The following is a 16,401-nucleotide window of genomic DNA, read 5'->3' as shown; positions in this document are numbered from 1 at the left end:
CCGTCATGTCACGCGAAACCATACCCTTTCTGTTATAGCTTGCCGGCATGATCAGCACAGATTCCCATCCCTGCACCGCACAACCACGCCGTGCGCCGACGATCTCGGCGGCCGCGCTGGCATTCGCCGCGCTGCTGCTGGCCGCCTCGCCGGCCGCAGCCGACTTCCGGCTGTGTAACAACACATCGAGCCGGGTCGGCATCGCGCTCGGCTACAAGGACGTCGACGGCTGGACGACTGAAGGCTGGTGGAACGTGTCGTCGCGCGCCTGCGAGACGCTGCTCCGCGGCACGCTGGTTGCGCGCTATTACTACATTTACGCGCTCGACTACGATCGCGGCGGGGAATGGTCCGGTCAGGCCTTCATGTGCTCGCGTGACAAGGAGTTCACCATCAAGGGTACCGAAAACTGCCTGGCGCGCGGCTTCGATCGCACCGGCTTCTTCGAGGTCGACACCGGCGAGCAGCGCGCCTGGACGGTGCAACTCACCGAGAGCAACGAACAGAACACCCAGAAGCTGCCAGGATTGCCGAGCGGTTCGCCGCCGGGCGCCGGCCTGCCCGGTATCCCGCAGACGCCGGGCCGCATCGCGCCGGTCACGCCCGCGCCGGTCCCCGGGGACACCGGGGCCAAGCCGGGCGACGCCGGGGCGAAGCCATGAGGCGCCTCCGCCGCATCAAGATTCTCGCAACGCTGGGCCCCGTCTCTTCCGACAGCACGATGATTCGGAAGCTGTTCGAAGCCGGCGCCGACGTGTTTCGCATCAACATGAGCCACACGCCGCACGACAAGATGCGGGAGCTGGTCAAGACGATCCGCAATGTCGAAAGCAGCTACGGCCGCCCGATCGGCATCCTGGTCGATCTGCAGGGGCCGAAGCTGCGTGTCGGCTCGTTCGCCAACGGCCCGGTGCAGCTCAACAACGGCGCCAGCTTCGTGCTGGATTCGATCAAGGAGCCGGGCGACGCCGAGCGCGTCTGCCTGCCGCATCCCGAGATTCTGTCCGCGCTGAAAGTCGGCGACGCGCTATTGCTCGACGACGGCAAGGTGCGGCTGATCTGCGAAGAAACATCCCCCGACCGTGCGGTGACGCGCGTGGTGATCGGCGGCAAGATGAGCGATCGCAAGGGCGTCAGCCTGCCGGATACTGATCTGCCGATGTCGGCGATGACCAACAAGGACCGCGCCGATCTCGAAGCAGCGTGCGAAACCGGCATCGACTGGGTGGCGCTGTCGTTCGTGCAGCGCGCCGAGGACGTCGCCGAAGCCAAGCGGATGATCCGCGGACGCGCCGCCGTGATGGCCAAGATCGAGAAGCCGCAGGCGATCGACCGGCTGCAGGACATTCTCGATGTCTCCGACGCGCTGATGGTCGCCCGCGGCGATCTCGGCGTGGAGATGCCGCTTGAGCGGGTGCCGAGCCTGCAAAAGCAGATGACCCGCATGGCGCGGCGCGCCGGCAAGCCGGTGGTGGTCGCAACCCAGATGCTGGAGTCGATGATCTCCAGCCCGGTGCCGACCCGCGCCGAAGTCTCCGACGTCGCCACCGCCGTCTATGAAGGCGCCGACGCCATCATGCTGTCGGCCGAATCGGCCGCCGGCAAATATCCGGTCGAAGCGGTGTCGACGATGAACCGCATCGGCGAAGAGGTCGAACGCGACACGCTTTATCGCGGCGTATTAACCGCGCAGCGACCGGAGCCCGAGGCGACCGCCGGCGACGCCATTGCCGGCGCGGCGCGACAGATCGCCGAGACGCTCGATCTATCGGCGATCATCTGCTGGACGTCGTCCGGCTCGACCGCGCTGCGCGTCGCCCGCGAGCGGCCGAAAGTGCCGGTGGTGGCGATCACGCCGAACCTCAACACCGGCCGCAAGCTGTCGGCAGTGTGGGGCGTGCACTGCGTGGTCGCCGAAGACGCCCGCGATCAGGACGATATGGTCGACCGCGCCGGCCGAATCGCCTTCCGCGACGGCTTCGCCAAATCCGGCCAGCGCGTCATCATCGTCGCCGGAGTGCCGCTCGGCACCCCCGGCGCGACCAACATGGTGCGGATTGCGTATGTGGGCCCGACCGACGCGGATGTGTGAGGCGCTAAGCCGCCTCCTCGACGCCGACAACTAATCGCTTGCCTAGTACCCGAAGCGCTTCGACTACGGCCGGCAATTTAGTTGCGTGTCGCGGATCAAGGAGACGACGAATCTCTTTTTCATCCTTTTCCATGCGGCGAGCTAGTTCGCTCTTGCTGATCCCCGCATCTGCAAAAGCCTCAAGGACTGCCAGTTTCGCTGCAACTTCGGGAGCGACCGCGACTATGATCGACGACTTACGCCTGTTCGTTGCCTCCGGTAGAGGCAGGCCGCGGCGCGGATAGCTCAGCAGCGCGAGACCAAGAGCCTCCTCCGCCTGAGCGCGCGCATCCAGCATGCCGTCGCCTTGCGTGATCGCTTCCGGCACATCCGGGAAACTGACAACGACAACGCCCTTCGTATCACCAGGCTCGAAGTCGGCCGCGTAGGCATAGGTCTTCATCGGAATTTCCTCGTGAGTAAGTCGAACTAGCCGATCATTCCGCGAGACCAAGTTGTTTTCGGATCTTTCTTGCGGTCTTCGGGTCGATTTCTCGGCTGGGCAGCGTTGTCAGCCGATCGCCGACATAGACCATGGCGTGACCGCCCTTGCCCTTGCGATAATCGACGCGAAAGCGAAGACCCATAGCTTGGGCCTCTGTACGAAGCTCGGCGATAAACCGATCACGCTTGTCCATGTCGACACCATTCTCGACATGGACTTATCTTCGGACAATATTGTCCGAGCGTCAAGTGGCCGCTGGATCGATTATGCGATCTCTCGAATGCCGCTCACAGCATCCGAGAGATCAGTTGCCGGCCGCTTAGTTCGCCAGTGCCGCGTCCAGCGTGATCTTGGTGTTGAGCAGCTTCGACACCGGGCAGCCGGCCTTCGCCTTGCCGGCCAGCTCCTGGAAGGTGGCATCGTCAGCGCCGGGGATCTTGGCGGTCAGGGTCAGATGCACCGCGGTGATGGCGAAGCCGTCGCCCTGCTTTTCCAGCGTGACGTCCGCCTTGGTCTCCATCTGCTCGGCGGTGAGCTTGGCTTCGCCGAGGATCAGCGACAGCGCCATCGTGAAGCAGGCGGCGTGCGCAGCGCCGATCAGCTCTTCAGGATTGGAGCCGGGCTTGCCTTCGAAGCGGCTGGCGAAGCCATACGGATAGTCGGCCAGCGCGCCGCTCTTGGTCGAGATGGCGCCCTTGCCGTCCTTGATACCGCCCTGCCATTTGGCCGAACCGGATGTCACGCTCATGTATCGCTCCTGGGTTGGTGGTCGACGACTTGGTGGATAACGCTAACGCATTGTCGCGTGCGATTTGGTGACGAAAGCCGATACAAGGCCTTCGATTTCGCGTTGGACGACGTCCGGCGCAGCGTTCTGCACCATGTGGCCAACGCCTGGCAGAACAACCAGTCTTGCGTCGGGAATTTCGGCCGCGAGCGCCCGCGAATGGATGTCGAGCGACGCGACGTCGTCGGCATCGCCGTGGATCACGATGGTCGGGGCTGCAATCTGCTTGTAGCGCGGGACCTGAGCGCCGACTGCGGCATTCAGCGCGGTCAGTTCCCGTGCGTTCGCCAGCATTTCGCGTGGCCGCAACAATAGCGGCGTCGCGGTTGCGTCGACATAGCCGTCCGGCATCGTCTGCGGCGAGAACACGCTGCGGGCACCCGGCTCGACCAGCATCAGCCCGACCGGCAGCGTGATCGTGTAAGCCAGCAGCGGCCCGATCAGCGGCGTCGTCAGCAGCTTGTTGAGCCGGCCGACGCCGCCGCCCGGCCACGGGTGAGTCGCACCAGCCAGCACCACAAGGCCGGCGACCCGCTCCGGCTGGTCCAGAGCCAAGCGCGTGGCAACAGCGCCGCCGAGCGAATGCGCAACCACAACGGCGCGGGAGATGCCAAGACGGTCCAGCGCAGCCGCAATCGCGCCGGCCTGGCTTGCAAGCGACGAATCCTGCGCTGAGCCGCGCGGGCTCCAGCCGTGTCCTGGACGGTCGATGAGAACGACCCGGCGGATCTTCGCCACGTCGTCGCCGAGCGGAAGGCGCATGGCGTTGAGGTTCGAGCTCGCGCCATGGACCATCACGACGGGGAGTTCTGCGCCGTCCTTCGGGCCAAGATCGACGATATGTATTGCGCCGGCCGCCGTTGCGACGATCTCGCCTCGCGGCGGATACCGGCTGTTGATCCATCGCACACCGGCCTGCGTCAGCAGCGCCAGCGCGGCCAGCATTGCGACGACGCCGATAACGATCAAGGTCGGGATCCGGAGAGGTTTGCGCACCCGACAGTTACGCCGACGCGGCGACTATGTTTCGCAGGCCGCTTCAGATGTCACGGCCTTCGACCTTCTCGGTCAGGGTTTTGACCAGGTCGGGAACCTTTTCGAGATGCGGATTGATCGCCAGCGCTTTGCGGAAAGCGTCGAGCGCGCGCTTGTCGTCGCCGAGTTCCTGCATGATCATGCCGAGCCCGGCCAGCGCGCCGAAATGGCGCGGCTCACGCGACAGCACCTGCTCGATATCGCCGAGCGATCGGGCGTATTCGTTCTGCAGGTAGTAGATCGTGGCGCGGCGATTCCAGCCTTCGATGTAGTCGGGACGAAGTTTCACCACGGCATCGAGCAGCTTGACCGCGACGTCGAACTGCTTGGCATCCATCGCGACTTTCGACCGCGCCATCAACAGCGCGGTGGTATCGCTGCTGGTCTGGGTCCACAGCGCCCAGATCCGCGCTTCGACGTGCTTGGCGCTGGCTTCATCCGGCGCCGCCTTCAGCGCGCCGAACAGGAAATCCAGTCCGCGCGTCTGGTCGCCCGCGACGCGGGGCAGCTTGGCCGGCGGCGTCGGCGGCTGCTCGAGCGGCTTCTCCAGATGGTGTTTGGGCGGCGCGTTCTTCGGCGGCGCATCAGGCGCCTGCGCATATGCCGCGAACGGCAACGAGACCGCACAGACGGCAATGAAGCGCAGCAACGGACGAGCCAAGAAGGTCAACACCATCCGAAAAGTCTAGACGCAGCACAGCGCGCTGCAAAGCAGCGCGCGCGTCACACAGGCGTGATGGAAAGCCGTCATGGGCCCGGAAAAACCGGGCCTCGGACTCAGCCCTGGCGAGCCTTGAAGCGGCGCTGGACCTTGTTGATCACGTAGAGGCGGCCCTTGCGGCGCACCAGACGGTTGTCCCGATGACGGGAACGCAGCGACTTCAGCGAGTTACGGACCTTCATGGGTCTATCCTGACTGTTTGAAAGGCCGTTTGGGACTGGCCGAAGGTGTAAAACATACCTTACCCGCCGGCGGCAGCCCGCCCGGGACGGTCGGTTTCTAACCATCCGGGCCTGGGCTGTCAATCGAACCTGTTCGCCCTTCCCCATCTGCGGACCAGAAAGTTCAGCCCTGCCGGACAGCCGCCGGCCCCGCATGTCGCACGCAATACCGCGAGCGACGGCGCTTCACAGCCTCAAAAATTGGTTATAGACCATAATCAATTCTCCCGCCCCAAGACGGCCCCGAAGGAAACGCCCGATGATCAATCCCGACGATCTCGTCGCCATCGACATTCACACCCACGCCGAGGAGCCCTGCGGCACGCACCCGGACGACGGCTACGACGATTTCCAGGCGCAGATGGCCGAATACTTCAAGTCGCCCCACAAGCATCCGCCGACCGTGCCGGAGACGGCGGCGTATTATCGCGCCAAGAAGATCGCCGCCGTGATCTTCCCGGTCGACGCCGAGCGCGAGACCGGCTTCCGCCGCTACAACAATGACGAAATGATCGAGATCACACGGCAGAATTCCGACGTGCTGATCCCGTTCGCTTCCATCGACCCGCACAAGGGCAAGCTCGGCGTCCGCGAAGCCAAGCGGCTGATCGCCGACTACGGCATCAAGGGTTTTAAATTCCACCCGACCATGCAGGGCTTCTACCCGAACGACCGGATGGCCTATCCGCTGTACGAAGCCATTCAGGAAGGCGGCGCGATCGCGCTGTTCCACACCGGCCAGACCGGCGTCGGCTCCGGCATGCCCGGCGGCATGGGCATGCGGCTGAAGTACTCCAACCCGATGTATATGGACGATGTCGCGGTCGACTTCCCCGACCTCAAGATCATCCTAGCGCACCCGTCCTTCCCCTGGCAGGAAGAGGCGCTGTCGGTCGCGACCCACAAGCCGAACGTCTACATCGACCTGTCGGGCTGGTCGCCGAAGTACTTCCCGCCGATCCTGGTGCGCTACATCAACGGCCTGCTGCAGGACAAGATGTTGTTCGGGTCGGACTGGCCGGTGATCACGCCGGACCGCTGGCTCTCCGATTTCGCCAAGCTCGAGATCCGCGAAGAAGTGCGGCCCAAGGTGCTGAAGCAGAACGCGCGGAAACTGCTAGGAATCTAGGCCATCCGCTTGCGTCATTGCGAGCCAACGGGTCGGCGCGAAGCGCCGCCCGATGACAGGCTCCGCGAAGCCATCCAGAAGCTCAGTTGCTCGGCGCTGGATTGCTTCGTCGCGGAGCCTGTGCCCGGACGGCGCAAAGCGCCGATCCGGGTGCTCCTCGCAATGACGGGGGACGGTCTTGACCGAAACGACACCCTGAACTGAGGCTGCCGCGCATGACGATCAAAGCCGTCGTATTCGATGCCTACGGAACGTTGTACGACATCCAATCGGTCGCAGCCGTGACCGAAAGGGAGTTCGCCGGCCGCGGCGAGTTGATCACGCAGCTGTGGCGGATCAAGCAGCTCGAATACACCTGGCTGCGCTCGCTGATGGGGACCTATGAGGACTTCGAGGTCGTCACCCGCGATTCGCTGGCCTACACGCTCGACTGCCTTGGGCTCGAGGGCAGCGGCGGCGCGTTCGAGCGGATCTTCGACAAATATCTGCATCTCGATCTCTATCCGGAAGCGTCGGCGGCGCTGGCATCGCTGCGTGGCACCAAGCTGGCTATCCTGTCCAACGGCAGCCCGTCCATGCTCGGTGCGCTGACCCAAAACACCGGGCTCGATCGGGTGCTCGACGACGTCATCAGCGTCGACGACGCCCGCGTGTTCAAGCCGAGTTCACGAGCCTATGCGCTCGCCGAGACCCGGCTTGGCGTGGCGCCGCGCGATGCGTTGTTCGTGTCGTCGAATCCGTGGGACGTCGCCGGCGCCAAGGCGTTTGGCTTCAACGTCGCCTGGATCGAGCGGGTGCCGCGCGAGGCGATGGCGCGCGAGTTGCGGCACGGCGGCGCGCTGCCGCCACAGACGCTGTTCAAGGCGCTGCGCACCCAGATGGATGTGCTCGGCTTCGAGCCCGACCACCGCATCGCCTCGCTGGCGGCGCTGGTGGACATCGTCGCGCGCGGCTGAGTCGCGCCCGAGGTGAATTGCCCGCCGCGGCCGATTGCGCCATATCGGGCCGCCACGCTTCGCCCGAAGGATCCGCATGAGTCTCGAATCCGTCCGCGCCTGGTTCGCCCAGCACGCCCCTGACATCGCCGTCGAACAATCCGACAAGAGTTCGGCCACCGTGCCGCTCGCAGCGGAGGCCTACGGCGTTCCGCCGGCGCAGATCGCCAAGACGCTGTCGCTGCGATTGGGCGAACGCGTCGTGCTGGTGGTGACCAGCGGCACCGCGCGGCTCGACAACAAGAAGGCCAAGGCGGCCTTCGGCGCCAAGCCGAAAATGCTCGGCGTGCACGAAGTGGCCGACCTCACCGGCCACGAAGTCGGCGGCGTCTGTCCGTTCGGATTGAAGCAGCCGTTGCCGATCTATTGCGACATTTCGCTCCGCGCCTTCGACATCGTCGTGCCTGCCGCAGGATCCACGCACAGCGCCGTGCGCATCGCGCCGCAGCGGATGGCCGAACTGGTGGACGCCGAATGGGTCGACGTCAGCGAGCTCCCTTCAGGCCAACCTTAACGTTCCGTCAACGAAAAGCGGGGCCCGAAGGCCCCGCGATCCGTCACGCCGGAAAGACTATTACCAGCGACGGCCGTGCCAGCGCGGACCGTAGAAGCGCGGGCCGCCGTAGAAGCGCGGGCCGTAGTACGGGCGGGGGCCGTAGTAGCCATAGGCGCCGTAGTAGTTCGGGCGCCACCAGCAACGTCCCCAGGCGTTACAGACGTAGCGCACCTGATCGACATTGGCAGACTGGTTCGCGACCGCACCGGCGGCGCCGGCAAGACCGTTCGGCATCGCGGCGGAGGCGGTGCCTGAGGTGAGAGCAACGGCGCCGAGAGCGGCTGCAGCGGCAACAGCGAGTTTGAGTTTCATCGGATCAACCTCCTTCATTGCAACTCAGAAAACTGCGGACAGCATAAGAAGTTGCAGGTGAACGAGCGCTGACGACGGAGTTCATCTTGATGAAATCTCCGTAAGGTTACGACATGCTTGCCGCGGCAAGTGGACCCGCGGCGCAGATCACGCCGCGCGGCGTTTGGCGTCACCACTACGCAACGAGCGCAGGAAGTCGCGCACCGCATCGCCGAGAGTTGCAGCCTGGTGCGCCAGCGTGCCGGACGCTGTCAGCGTCGTTCCGGCATGCTGCTCGGTGTCGGCGACGTTGATGCTGACGCTCTGGATGTTGGACGAGATGTCGCGGATGCCGGCGAACGCCTGCTCGATGTTGCGCGCGACGTCGCTGGTCGCCGCGGTCTGTGCCTCCACCGCCTCGGCGACCTGACAGGTGATGGCATCGACTTCGCCGATGCTGTGGCCGATACCGGAAATCGCGTCGACCGCCGCGCGGGTGGTCTCCTGGACTTCGGCAATGCTGACGGAGATATCGTGAGTGGCCTTGGCGGTCTGCTGCGCCAGCGATTTGACCTCCTGCGCACCACCGAAAAGCCCCTGCCCGCTTCGCCGGCGCGAGCGGCTTCGATCGTCGCGTTGAGGGCCAGCAGATTGGTCTGGGCGGCGATCTCCTCGATCAGTTGCACGATGGTGCCGATCCGTTCGGTGGCGGTCGACAGACTGCCCACAGTGTCGCGTGCATGATCCGACGCAGTCACCGCGGTGCGTGCGATCGCCGCCGAGCGGTTGACGCTGCCGAGGATTTCGTTGGCCGACGCAGTGAGTTCGGCCGTGGCTGCAGCCACCGACTCCATGTTGGCGGACGCCTGTTCGGATGCCGCCGACACCGCCAAGGCTCGCTCGCGGGTCGCGACCACGCCCTGGTTGAGGCTGCCGGCGGTCTCGCCCATGTTGCTCGACGCGCTCGACACCGTATCGATAACGGCGCTGATCGTCCCCTCGAAATCCGCGGTGTTGGCATTGAACGCCGCCACCCGGGTTTCGATCGCCTGCATCGCGTCGTTGATGGTCTGCGACGCGATCAGCAGCGAGCCGCGCAAGCCGGCCGGCAGAATATGCCGATAGTACTTATCGTCGCGGATCGCGCCCATCGCCGCGCTGGCTTCGCGCACGAACGCGTCGCAGCGATCGATCATGTCGTTGAAGGTGTGGGTCAGCGTCGCGATCCGGCCGCCATCGCGGCAGCCGATGATCCGTGCCTCGAAATCGCCATCGGCGATGCGCTGGCAGACGGTTTCAATGCTTCTCAGTGCCCGGTCGATCCGCAGCAGCATCAGGCCGAGCAAGGCCGCCGACAGCAAGGCGCCACCGAGCCCGACTTGCTGCAGCAGCGGCACGCCGATCGCGGCACCAACAACAGCCGCAGCGATCGATCCGACCACGCCCGCAAGGCAGGCTGCCGCATTAAAGAGAGAAGATGAACTGGTCATAGGAGACGTTCTTCGATTTGACGAAATCGGTCATGTGCCGGGCGCTGGCGGCAAGGCCGTCCTTGCCGTTGCGATGCCCCGCTTCAACGTCGGCAAGCTGCTGATAGACCGGCGCCAAAGCCGCGATCACCCGCCTGTCCGGCACGCGGCGATTGGAGTGATAACCGATCACCTTGCCGGCCGCGTCGAACGACGGCGTGACATGGGCGAACACCCAATAGTAATCGCCGCGCCGCGTCATGTTCTTGACATAGGCGAAGATCTCCCGACCTTCGGCGAGCGTGTCCCACAGCAGCTTGAACACGCAGCGCGGCATGTCCGGATGTCGCACGATCGAGTGCGGCTGCCCGATCAGCTCGGCCTCGCTGTATCCGCAGATATCCGTGAACACCTTGTTGGCGTAGGTGATCCGGCCTTTGAGGTCGGTTTTGGAAACGATGATGTCGTCGGGGTCGAAAAACACCTCGACGCTGGTCGGCGCGACGGCTTGTTTCACGGCGAATTCCAGACTGAGCACTTCAAACTACAACGCCGGCAAACGACCTGTCCGGCTTCGCACGAATACGAGACCGGCCCTTAAGAGTTAGTTCGCTCGACAAACGTCGCTGCTACCCGGAATAAGGCGAAGAAATGGAATTCGAGCGTAGCTTCCACACTCGATTACAGGTGGCGAGATGCGTGTCATCGACGAAGGTCGCAATTTGTCGGTGAAGTGATCAGCTTTCGAATCACCGCGTCAGGTATTTCCTGACGACATGCGTGCTTGATTGTGAAGATGACGGGAATGCAGCAATTAGTTGGCGCTGGCGCTGGAGCTGTTCTGGCTTTCAGGCACCTCCGTCTCCACGCGTCGTCTCCACGCGTCATGCCCGGCCTTGTGCCTGGCATCCACGCCTTGCTGCCAGAAATGCAGGAAGGCGTGCATGGCCGCGACAAGCCCGGCCATGACAGAGATTGTTAGCAAATCCAGCGAAGCGGAAAGTCGCCGTGAACCGGACCCGAGTTTTCAGTCAGCCCGCCGATGAGGACTTAGTGCTCATAGAGAGGGCGAAAGCGCTTCAATCAGTCAACGCCTGCTCTAGCGCTCATCCTTCGGCTTGCGGCCGATGCCGGCGACGAGCAGGAACGCGACCACGAGGCTCGCGACGTTGAGAGCCGCAATGCGGATGCCGTCGCTTGAAAAGCCGAACGCGCCGCGTGTTACGGCGAACAGCAGGCCGGCCGCCGCGATGGCGGCAACACCAGCGAGGGCCAAACGCCCGACTGTCTGCAAGCTGAGCTTCGGCATCGGACACCTCCTAAATAGACCGCCTAAAATACCGCTCGATCGAAATGGCCTGCCGGGCCGAGCGCGGAGTCGGAACTCAACCATAGTTGAGGTCGCGAGTTCCCTCGTGCAACTGCAAGGCCTCTGCATTTACTAATTATTGATGACTTGGCGCCCCCTCGTCCAACCGAATCGTAACGTCTCGCTGCTAAGTGGATCGGGCTACCGCAACGCCACGCGGTCGCGCGCATTGGGGGTCGCTTTGGCTGTTATGGATGCTCCACCGGCCACATCACTCGCCGGTTTGAAGGCGCGCTTGTCCAGCCTGTTCGGCAGCTCCAACGAGCGATCGCTGACCAATCGTCTCGCCGGTACCATCTTCCTGATTCGCGTCGTCAGCGCCGGGATGGCGTATCTCGCGCAGATTCTGCTGGCCCGCTGGATGGGCGGCTCCGACTACGGCGTCTACGTGTATGTGTGGACCTGGGTGCTGCTGCTCGGCTCGATGCTGGACTTCGGCATCTCGGCCTCAGCGCAAAAGATCATCCCGGAATATCGCGCCAGCGGCGCCGACGACCAGTTGCGCGGCTTCCTGTCCGGCAGCCGTTGGGCGACGCTGGCGGCGTCCGGTCTGGTCGCACTGCTGCTCGCGGCTGTGGTGTTCGCGCTGTCGGGGTCTATCGATCCGGCGACGGTGCTGCCGCTGTATCTCGGCTGCCTGACGCTGCCGGCCTTCGTGGTCGCCAACACCCAGGACGGCATCGCGCGCTCGCACGATTGGATGAAGCTCGGCCTGATGCCGCAGTTCATCATCCGCCAGGGCCTGATCATCGGCTTCACCGCCGGCCTGTTCGTGCTCGGCTTCCAGCTCGGCGCGGTCGCCGCGATGGCGGCGAGTTGCGCGGCAGTGTGGATCGCGATGATCGGACAGATGATCGCGCTCAACCGCAAGCTGCGCGGCCACGTCCCGGCCGGTCCGCGCGCCTACGACTTCCGCGGCTGGCTCGCCACCTCGCTGCCGATCCTGCTGGTCGAAAGCTTCTACCTGCTGCTGTCCTACACCGACGTGCTGGTGCTGCAGCAGTTCCGCCCGGCCGAAGAGGTCGGCGTGTACTACGCGGTGGTCAAGACGCTGGCATTGGTGTCGTTCATCCACTACGCGATGTCGGCGACCACCGCCCACCGCTTCACCGAATATCACGCCGCCGGCGACAAGGAGCGGCTCGCCGCCTATGTGCGGCACGCGATTGTCTGGACGTTCTGGCCCTCGCTCGGCGCCACCGTTCTGCTGCTGGCGCTGGGCGAGCCGATCCTGTGGCTGTTCGGGCCGCAATTTACGGAAGGCTACGGCATCATGTTCGTCGCCGCGATCGGCCTCATGGTCCGCGCCGCGATCGGCCCGGTCGAGCGGCTGCTCAACATGCTCGGCCACCAGAACGTCTGCGCGCTGGCCTATGCGCTGGCGTTCGGCGTCAATCTCGTGCTGTGCCTGGTGCTGGTTCCCCGCTTCGGCGGCTACGGCGCAGCTGCGGCGACGTCGGCAGCGCTGACGTTCGAGACCGTGCTGCTGTTCTGGATCGTGCGCTGGCGGCTCGGTCTGCATGTGCTGGCGTTTGGCAAGAAGGGCTGAAGCGGGGTTCCTGCAACGATCTGGTCTGCGTTGACGTTTGCCTACACATAAGCCTATATAGGCCTACACAACGCCTGAGGCGTTCGATGGACGTGGCCGGCTTTGATTGGGATCACGGCAATCGCGCGAAGTGTGAAAAGCACGGCGTGACCCGCGGCGAGATTGAGAGCTTGTTTCGGGGACCGGTCAGCGTATTTCCCGATCCGGTCCACTCACAGACTGAGCAACGCTTCAAGGCGATCGGTCGGTCCGAAGCGGGGCGAATGGTCTTTCTGATTTTCACGCTCAGGCGCGACAGCGGTGAAACACTGATCAGACCCATCAGCGCCCGCTACATGCACCGCAAAGAGGTCGCTTATTATGAAAAAGAAGCTGCCCGAACTGAAAAGTGACGATGAAGCCGAAGCATTCGTTGCCGAGGCTGATCTGACCGACTATGACCTGTCCGGCCTGGTGACGATGCAGTTCGAACTGAAGCCGAAGAACAAATCGATCAATTTGCGACTGCCCGAGCAACTGCTTTCGGCTGTCCGCAAAGAAGCTAAAATCGCCGGCATGCCGTACCAGCGCTTCATCAGAATGGCGCTGGAGCGAGCTGTCCAAAGATCGAAAACTTAGCGGAGCCTCGACGACGGGACGCAGGGGCCGCCGACCAGATCATCGCCCGCCTTGTCCGGGCGACCCAGTATCCGAGATCGTCAATGCGCTGCGATACTGGATCCTCCGCTTTCGCGGAGGATGACAGATCATGATGCGGCTGAGGCTACGACCGACGATCGAACTAAGTCCACCGCGGTCAGGCCGCCGTCCAGCCGCCGTCCATCGACAAATTCGCGCCGGTGATCTGGCTGGCTTCGTCGCCGCACAGGTACACGGCGAGCGCGGCGACCTGTTCGGAGGTGACGAATTCCTTGGTCGGCTGCGCCTGCAGCAGCACGTCGTTGATGACCTGCTCCTTGGTGAGTCCGCGCGCCTTCATGGTGTCGGGGATCTGCTTCTCGACCAGCGGGGTCCACACGTAACCGGGCGAGATGCAGTTACAGGTGATCTTGTGGGTGGCGACTTCGAGCGCGACGGTCTTGGTCAGGCCGGCGATGCCATGCTTGGCGGCCACATAGGCAGACTTGAACGGCGACGCCACCAGCGAATGAGCCGAGGCGGTGTTGATGATGCGACCCCAGCCGCGTTTCTTCATGCCGGGCACTGCGGCGCGGATGGCATGGAAGGCGGACGACAGGTTGATGCCGATGATCGCATCCCACTTCTCGATCGGGAAGTCTTCGATCGGCGAAACGAACTGAATGCCGGCATTGTTGATCAGGATGTCGACCGAGCCGAAGGTCTTTTCGCCGAGCGCAACCATCTCGGTGATCTCGGCGGGCTTGAGCATGTCGGCCGGCGAATACACCGCCTTCACGGAGAAGTCGGTCTCGATCGACTTGCGCTCTTTCTCGATCGCGTCGGCATCGCCCATGCCGTTCAGCACCACATTGGCGCCGACCTTGGCGAAGGCGCGCGCATAAGCGAGACCAATGCCCGAGGTCGAGCCGGTCACGGCCGCGGTCTTGCCGGTGAGATTAGCCATGTTCTGCTCCTGTTGATCGTCTGACGCGGCGCCGAGCGGGCCGCTATTTGAACGCATCCCGGGTCAGGTCCCAGGTCACCATGGTTTCGCCGTCCTGCGGCCCGCGCTGCCACTCCTCGTGGCGCATCGAGACATAGACATCCTGCTCGCCGGATTTCCAGTGCTCGATCATGTTCAGCCGCGAGAAATCATAGTCCTTGGAGGACGCCTCGTAGTCTCGCTTGCGGTAGATCAGATGCACCACCGTGACGGCGTTTTCCTTGGCCGCCTCGTGCAGCACCGCGTAGGTCGGATCGTTGCGCAGTTCGTCCGGCAGCCGCTCGATCAGATGCCTCAGCGCCTTGCGGGCGTTGTGGATCTGCTTGTTCTTGTCGGTGTTCATCCGCGTTCGGCTGGAGTAGCGGATGTCTTTCTCGCGCTCGGCGGCTTCCAGCAGCGTCTGCGGCAGCCGGCCATGAGAGCTGAACAGATCGACCTGAAAGATCAGCAGATCGTCGCGCTGCTCGCTGTCGAGCACGTAGTCGAGCGGCGTGTTCGAAGCGATGCCGCCGTCCCAATAGTAATGTCCGTCTATCTCGATCGCCGGGAAGCCCGGCGGCAGCGCGCCCGACGCCATGATGTGCTCCGGGCGGATGGTCATCTGCGTATTGTCGAAATACTCGAAATTGCCGGTGACGATGTTGACGGCGCCGACGCTGAGGCGGATGCCGTTGTTGTTGAGCAGATCGAAATCCACCAACCGCTCGAGCGTCGCGCGCAGCGGCCGCGTGTCGTAATAACTCAGCGTTTCCGGATCGGCGGTCGGCATCAGTTGCGCGGGCGGAAACCGGGGCGTGAAAAAGCCCGGCACGCCGAACGCCGCAATCATCGCGGCGCTGGCCTCGTTGAACAGCGAATGCGCATGGTCGGTGTGGAGCATCGGCTGCCACGGCACCGGCGACGACGCCATCTCCCAGAATTGTTTCAACTTCTCGACGCGTTGCTCGCGCGGATTGCCGGCGATGATCGCCGCATTGATCGCGCCGATCGAAATGCCGGCGAGCCATTCGGGCTCGAAATCGTGGTGGCACAGCGCCTGATAGGCGCCGGCCTGATACGAGCCGAGCGCGCCGCCGCCCTGCAGAACCAGCACGCGACGGGGATGGGTGACGGGTTTGGGATGATGATGGGAGGACGTCATGAGCTCGCCGCAAACGGGACCGGCACCGTGGCGCTCCGGAACCGCGGCGTCAATCACGCCCGCGGTCAAACCCGATCACGCCCGGGTTATCGTGGCGGCTCGGTGGAGGCGAGGATCATCGTCCAGAACACCTTATACTTGGTGTTCGGCGCATACACGGCGGCGATGCCGAGTCTGGTGACGCCGTTCTTCAGCATGTTGGCGCGGTGCGGCGGCGAGTCTCGCCACCCCGAGAAGGCTTCGGCCAGGGTATGATAGCCGGCCGAGACGTTCTCGACCGCGATCGACGCCGGATAGGACGCGGCGGTGAGCCGCTGCGCCAGCGGCGCCTTGGCGTCGTGATCGAGCTTGTTGCGCCGTGCCATGTTAGCCGACTGGTCCTCGGCAAGCTGGGTGAGTGCCGGATCGACCACCACCGGGCCGAGCCCATTGTTCTGGCGGTACTGCGAGATCATTGTGGCCGCGGAGATCGAGTCGACCTTGGCACCTTCGCGCGCCATGCTGGCATACATCGACGGCGTCTCGACGGTCGGCGCCACCTCGCCGGCACACCCCGCCAGCAACACGAGGCCGAGCACGGCCATCACCCCACGCAACATCCAGCAATTCCCCATCCGCGCTGCAAGCCGATCCCCATCGGCCTCGCGGCGCGCGAATGTTGTTGCACATCAAGAGTGGCTGAAAGGTGAAGACGGGAGGCAGGCTGCGAACCACGAACCTCGCCCGGAGAACAGCGAGCTCCCTCGCCCCGCTCTTGCGGGGAGAGGGTTGGGGTGAGGGGCGACGCGGGCACGGACTCTCGGCCGCGCGGAGGTGCCCCCTCAACCCGCCCGGCTTCGCCGGTCGACCTCTCCCCGCTCGCGGGGAGAGGTTCAGACAGCCCCCAAACGACAACGGCCCGGACTTGCGTCCGGGCCGTCTGCGGGCGCCCTGGAGGA

The 16,401-nt window shown here is 64.2% G+C and carries 24 protein-coding genes and 1 pseudogene; 10 read left to right on the top strand and 15 right to left on the bottom strand.

Features of this window, described 5'->3' with window-relative positions; genetic code table 11:
• Window positions 1–47 precede the first annotated feature (47 nt).
• Both D4Q52_RS15385 and pyk read left to right on the top strand, forming a co-directional pair.
• Window positions 48–662: a DUF1036 domain-containing protein gene (locus D4Q52_RS15385; protein WP_119857446.1), complete on the top strand. Its 615-nt coding sequence runs from the start codon at window positions 48–50 to the stop codon at window positions 660–662.
• Window positions 659–2,092, top strand: coding sequence for a pyruvate kinase (pyk, locus tag D4Q52_RS15380; protein ID WP_119857445.1), 1,434 nt, complete (start codon window positions 659–661; stop codon window positions 2,090–2,092). The genes D4Q52_RS15385 and pyk overlap by 4 nt, the downstream gene beginning before the upstream one ends.
• Before the next feature lie 4 nt (window positions 2,093–2,096).
• On the opposite strand, the gene D4Q52_RS15375 is transcribed toward pyk, so the two are convergent.
• The 6 genes from D4Q52_RS15375 to ykgO form a co-directional block, all read right to left on the bottom strand.
• The gene (locus D4Q52_RS15375) at window positions 2,097–2,534 is read right to left on the bottom strand and encodes a type II toxin-antitoxin system HicB family antitoxin (RefSeq protein WP_119857444.1); all 438 of its coding nucleotides are present in this window, start codon (window positions 2,532–2,534) and stop codon (window positions 2,097–2,099) included.
• Between the two features lie 34 nt (window positions 2,535–2,568).
• Window positions 2,569–2,769 (bottom strand): hypothetical protein, encoded by a 201-nt coding sequence (locus D4Q52_RS26265; RefSeq protein WP_147407812.1) that lies wholly within the window; start codon window positions 2,767–2,769, stop codon window positions 2,569–2,571.
• Window positions 2,770–2,895: 126 nt separating this feature from the next.
• The gene (locus tag D4Q52_RS15370) at window positions 2,896–3,324 is read right to left on the bottom strand and encodes an OsmC family protein (protein WP_119857443.1); all 429 of its coding nucleotides are present in this window, start codon (window positions 3,322–3,324) and stop codon (window positions 2,896–2,898) included.
• Window positions 3,325–3,366: 42 nt separating this feature from the next.
• On the bottom strand, window positions 3,367–4,332 hold the full coding sequence (locus D4Q52_RS15365; RefSeq protein ID WP_119857442.1) for an alpha/beta fold hydrolase: 966 nt from the start codon (window positions 4,330–4,332) through the stop codon (window positions 3,367–3,369).
• A 70-nt stretch (window positions 4,333–4,402) separates the two neighbouring features.
• The gene (locus D4Q52_RS15360; RefSeq protein WP_119857441.1) at window positions 4,403–5,074 is read right to left on the bottom strand and encodes a tetratricopeptide repeat protein; all 672 of its coding nucleotides are present in this window, start codon (window positions 5,072–5,074) and stop codon (window positions 4,403–4,405) included.
• A 101-nt stretch (window positions 5,075–5,175) separates the two neighbouring features.
• The gene (gene ykgO, locus D4Q52_RS15355) at window positions 5,176–5,301 is read right to left on the bottom strand and encodes a type B 50S ribosomal protein L36 (protein ID WP_054164123.1); all 126 of its coding nucleotides are present in this window, start codon (window positions 5,299–5,301) and stop codon (window positions 5,176–5,178) included.
• 298 nt (window positions 5,302–5,599) lie between these two features.
• Here ykgO and D4Q52_RS15350 point away from each other — a divergent pair, with 298 nt between their 5' ends.
• From D4Q52_RS15350 to D4Q52_RS15335, 3 genes are all read left to right on the top strand, one after another.
• The gene (locus D4Q52_RS15350) at window positions 5,600–6,469 is read left to right on the top strand and encodes an amidohydrolase family protein (protein ID WP_119857440.1); all 870 of its coding nucleotides are present in this window, start codon (window positions 5,600–5,602) and stop codon (window positions 6,467–6,469) included.
• A gap of 215 nt (window positions 6,470–6,684) precedes the next feature.
• Entirely contained in the window at window positions 6,685–7,425 is a 741-nt protein-coding gene (locus D4Q52_RS15340) for a haloacid dehalogenase type II (protein ID WP_119857438.1), read from the top strand.
• A gap of 76 nt (window positions 7,426–7,501) precedes the next feature.
• Window positions 7,502–7,978: a YbaK/EbsC family protein gene (locus D4Q52_RS15335; protein WP_119857437.1), complete on the top strand. Its 477-nt coding sequence runs from the start codon at window positions 7,502–7,504 to the stop codon at window positions 7,976–7,978.
• Window positions 7,979–8,038: 60 nt separating this feature from the next.
• On the opposite strand, the gene D4Q52_RS15330 is transcribed toward D4Q52_RS15335, so the two are convergent.
• Window positions 8,039–8,332, bottom strand: coding sequence for a hypothetical protein (locus D4Q52_RS15330; RefSeq protein ID WP_119857544.1), 294 nt, complete (start codon window positions 8,330–8,332; stop codon window positions 8,039–8,041).
• A 147-nt stretch (window positions 8,333–8,479) separates the two neighbouring features.
• Window positions 8,480–8,725 carry a hypothetical protein gene (locus D4Q52_RS26790; protein WP_234831220.1) on the bottom strand — a complete coding sequence of 82 codons (246 nt, stop codon included), beginning with the start codon at window positions 8,723–8,725 and terminating at the stop codon, window positions 8,480–8,482.
• Window positions 8,726–8,770: 45 nt separating this feature from the next.
• On the opposite strand from D4Q52_RS26790, the gene D4Q52_RS26785 reads away from it, so the two are divergent.
• Window positions 8,771–9,055: a hypothetical protein gene (locus D4Q52_RS26785; RefSeq protein ID WP_234831219.1), complete on the top strand. Its 285-nt coding sequence runs from the start codon at window positions 8,771–8,773 to the stop codon at window positions 9,053–9,055.
• Here D4Q52_RS26785 and D4Q52_RS26780 read toward each other — a convergent pair.
• Window positions 8,953–9,591: pseudogene (locus D4Q52_RS26780) on the bottom strand (methyl-accepting chemotaxis protein); the annotation flags it as partial. The gene D4Q52_RS26785 and the pseudogene D4Q52_RS26780 overlap by 103 nt on opposite strands.
• Between D4Q52_RS26780 and D4Q52_RS26775 the strand changes: the two are divergent.
• Window positions 9,520–9,792 carry a hypothetical protein gene (locus D4Q52_RS26775; protein ID WP_234831218.1) on the top strand — a complete coding sequence of 91 codons (273 nt, stop codon included), beginning with the start codon at window positions 9,520–9,522 and terminating at the stop codon, window positions 9,790–9,792. The pseudogene D4Q52_RS26780 and the gene D4Q52_RS26775 overlap by 72 nt on opposite strands.
• Here D4Q52_RS26775 and D4Q52_RS15320 read toward each other — a convergent pair.
• The 3 genes from D4Q52_RS15320 to D4Q52_RS15310 form a co-directional block, all read right to left on the bottom strand.
• Complete coding sequence (locus D4Q52_RS15320; RefSeq protein WP_119857543.1) at window positions 9,776–10,297, bottom strand: PAS domain-containing protein; 522 nt, start codon at window positions 10,295–10,297, stop codon at window positions 9,776–9,778. The two genes, D4Q52_RS26775 and D4Q52_RS15320, sit on opposite strands and share 17 nt — an antisense overlap.
• 297 nt (window positions 10,298–10,594) lie before the next feature.
• Complete coding sequence (locus D4Q52_RS26520) at window positions 10,595–10,747, bottom strand: hypothetical protein (protein ID WP_182915328.1); 153 nt, start codon at window positions 10,745–10,747, stop codon at window positions 10,595–10,597.
• Between the two features lie 132 nt (window positions 10,748–10,879).
• Window positions 10,880–11,089: a hypothetical protein gene (locus D4Q52_RS15310; RefSeq protein ID WP_119857435.1), complete on the bottom strand. Its 210-nt coding sequence runs from the start codon at window positions 11,087–11,089 to the stop codon at window positions 10,880–10,882.
• Window positions 11,090–11,339: 250 nt separating this feature from the next.
• Here D4Q52_RS15310 and D4Q52_RS15305 point away from each other — a divergent pair, with 250 nt between their 5' ends.
• From D4Q52_RS15305 to D4Q52_RS15295, 3 genes are all read left to right on the top strand, one after another.
• Complete coding sequence (locus D4Q52_RS15305) at window positions 11,340–12,698, top strand: lipopolysaccharide biosynthesis protein (protein ID WP_119857434.1); 1,359 nt, start codon at window positions 11,340–11,342, stop codon at window positions 12,696–12,698.
• An 86-nt stretch (window positions 12,699–12,784) separates the two neighbouring features.
• On the top strand, window positions 12,785–13,090 hold the full coding sequence (locus tag D4Q52_RS15300) for a BrnT family toxin (RefSeq protein WP_119857433.1): 306 nt from the start codon (window positions 12,785–12,787) through the stop codon (window positions 13,088–13,090).
• Window positions 13,059–13,316: a BrnA antitoxin family protein gene (locus D4Q52_RS15295; RefSeq protein WP_119857432.1), complete on the top strand. Its 258-nt coding sequence runs from the start codon at window positions 13,059–13,061 to the stop codon at window positions 13,314–13,316. The genes D4Q52_RS15300 and D4Q52_RS15295 overlap by 32 nt, the downstream gene beginning before the upstream one ends.
• Before the next feature lie 178 nt (window positions 13,317–13,494).
• On the opposite strand, the gene D4Q52_RS15290 is transcribed toward D4Q52_RS15295, so the two are convergent.
• The 3 genes from D4Q52_RS15290 to D4Q52_RS15280 form a co-directional block, all read right to left on the bottom strand.
• On the bottom strand, window positions 13,495–14,283 hold the full coding sequence (locus tag D4Q52_RS15290) for a 3-hydroxybutyrate dehydrogenase (protein ID WP_119857431.1): 789 nt from the start codon (window positions 14,281–14,283) through the stop codon (window positions 13,495–13,497).
• A 43-nt stretch (window positions 14,284–14,326) separates the two neighbouring features.
• Window positions 14,327–15,463: a DUF3734 domain-containing protein gene (locus D4Q52_RS15285; protein WP_119857542.1), complete on the bottom strand. Its 1,137-nt coding sequence runs from the start codon at window positions 15,461–15,463 to the stop codon at window positions 14,327–14,329.
• 86 nt (window positions 15,464–15,549) lie between these two features.
• A complete protein-coding gene (locus D4Q52_RS15280; protein WP_119857430.1) occupies window positions 15,550–16,062 on the bottom strand; it encodes a CAP domain-containing protein in 513 nt (170 codons plus the stop codon).
• Window positions 16,063–16,401 lie beyond the last annotated feature (339 nt).

The organism is Rhodopseudomonas palustris (assembly GCF_003591005.1).
GTDB lineage: Bacteria > Pseudomonadota > Alphaproteobacteria > Rhizobiales > Xanthobacteraceae > Rhodopseudomonas > Rhodopseudomonas palustris_K.
This window is presented reverse-complemented; position numbering and strand designations above follow the sequence as displayed.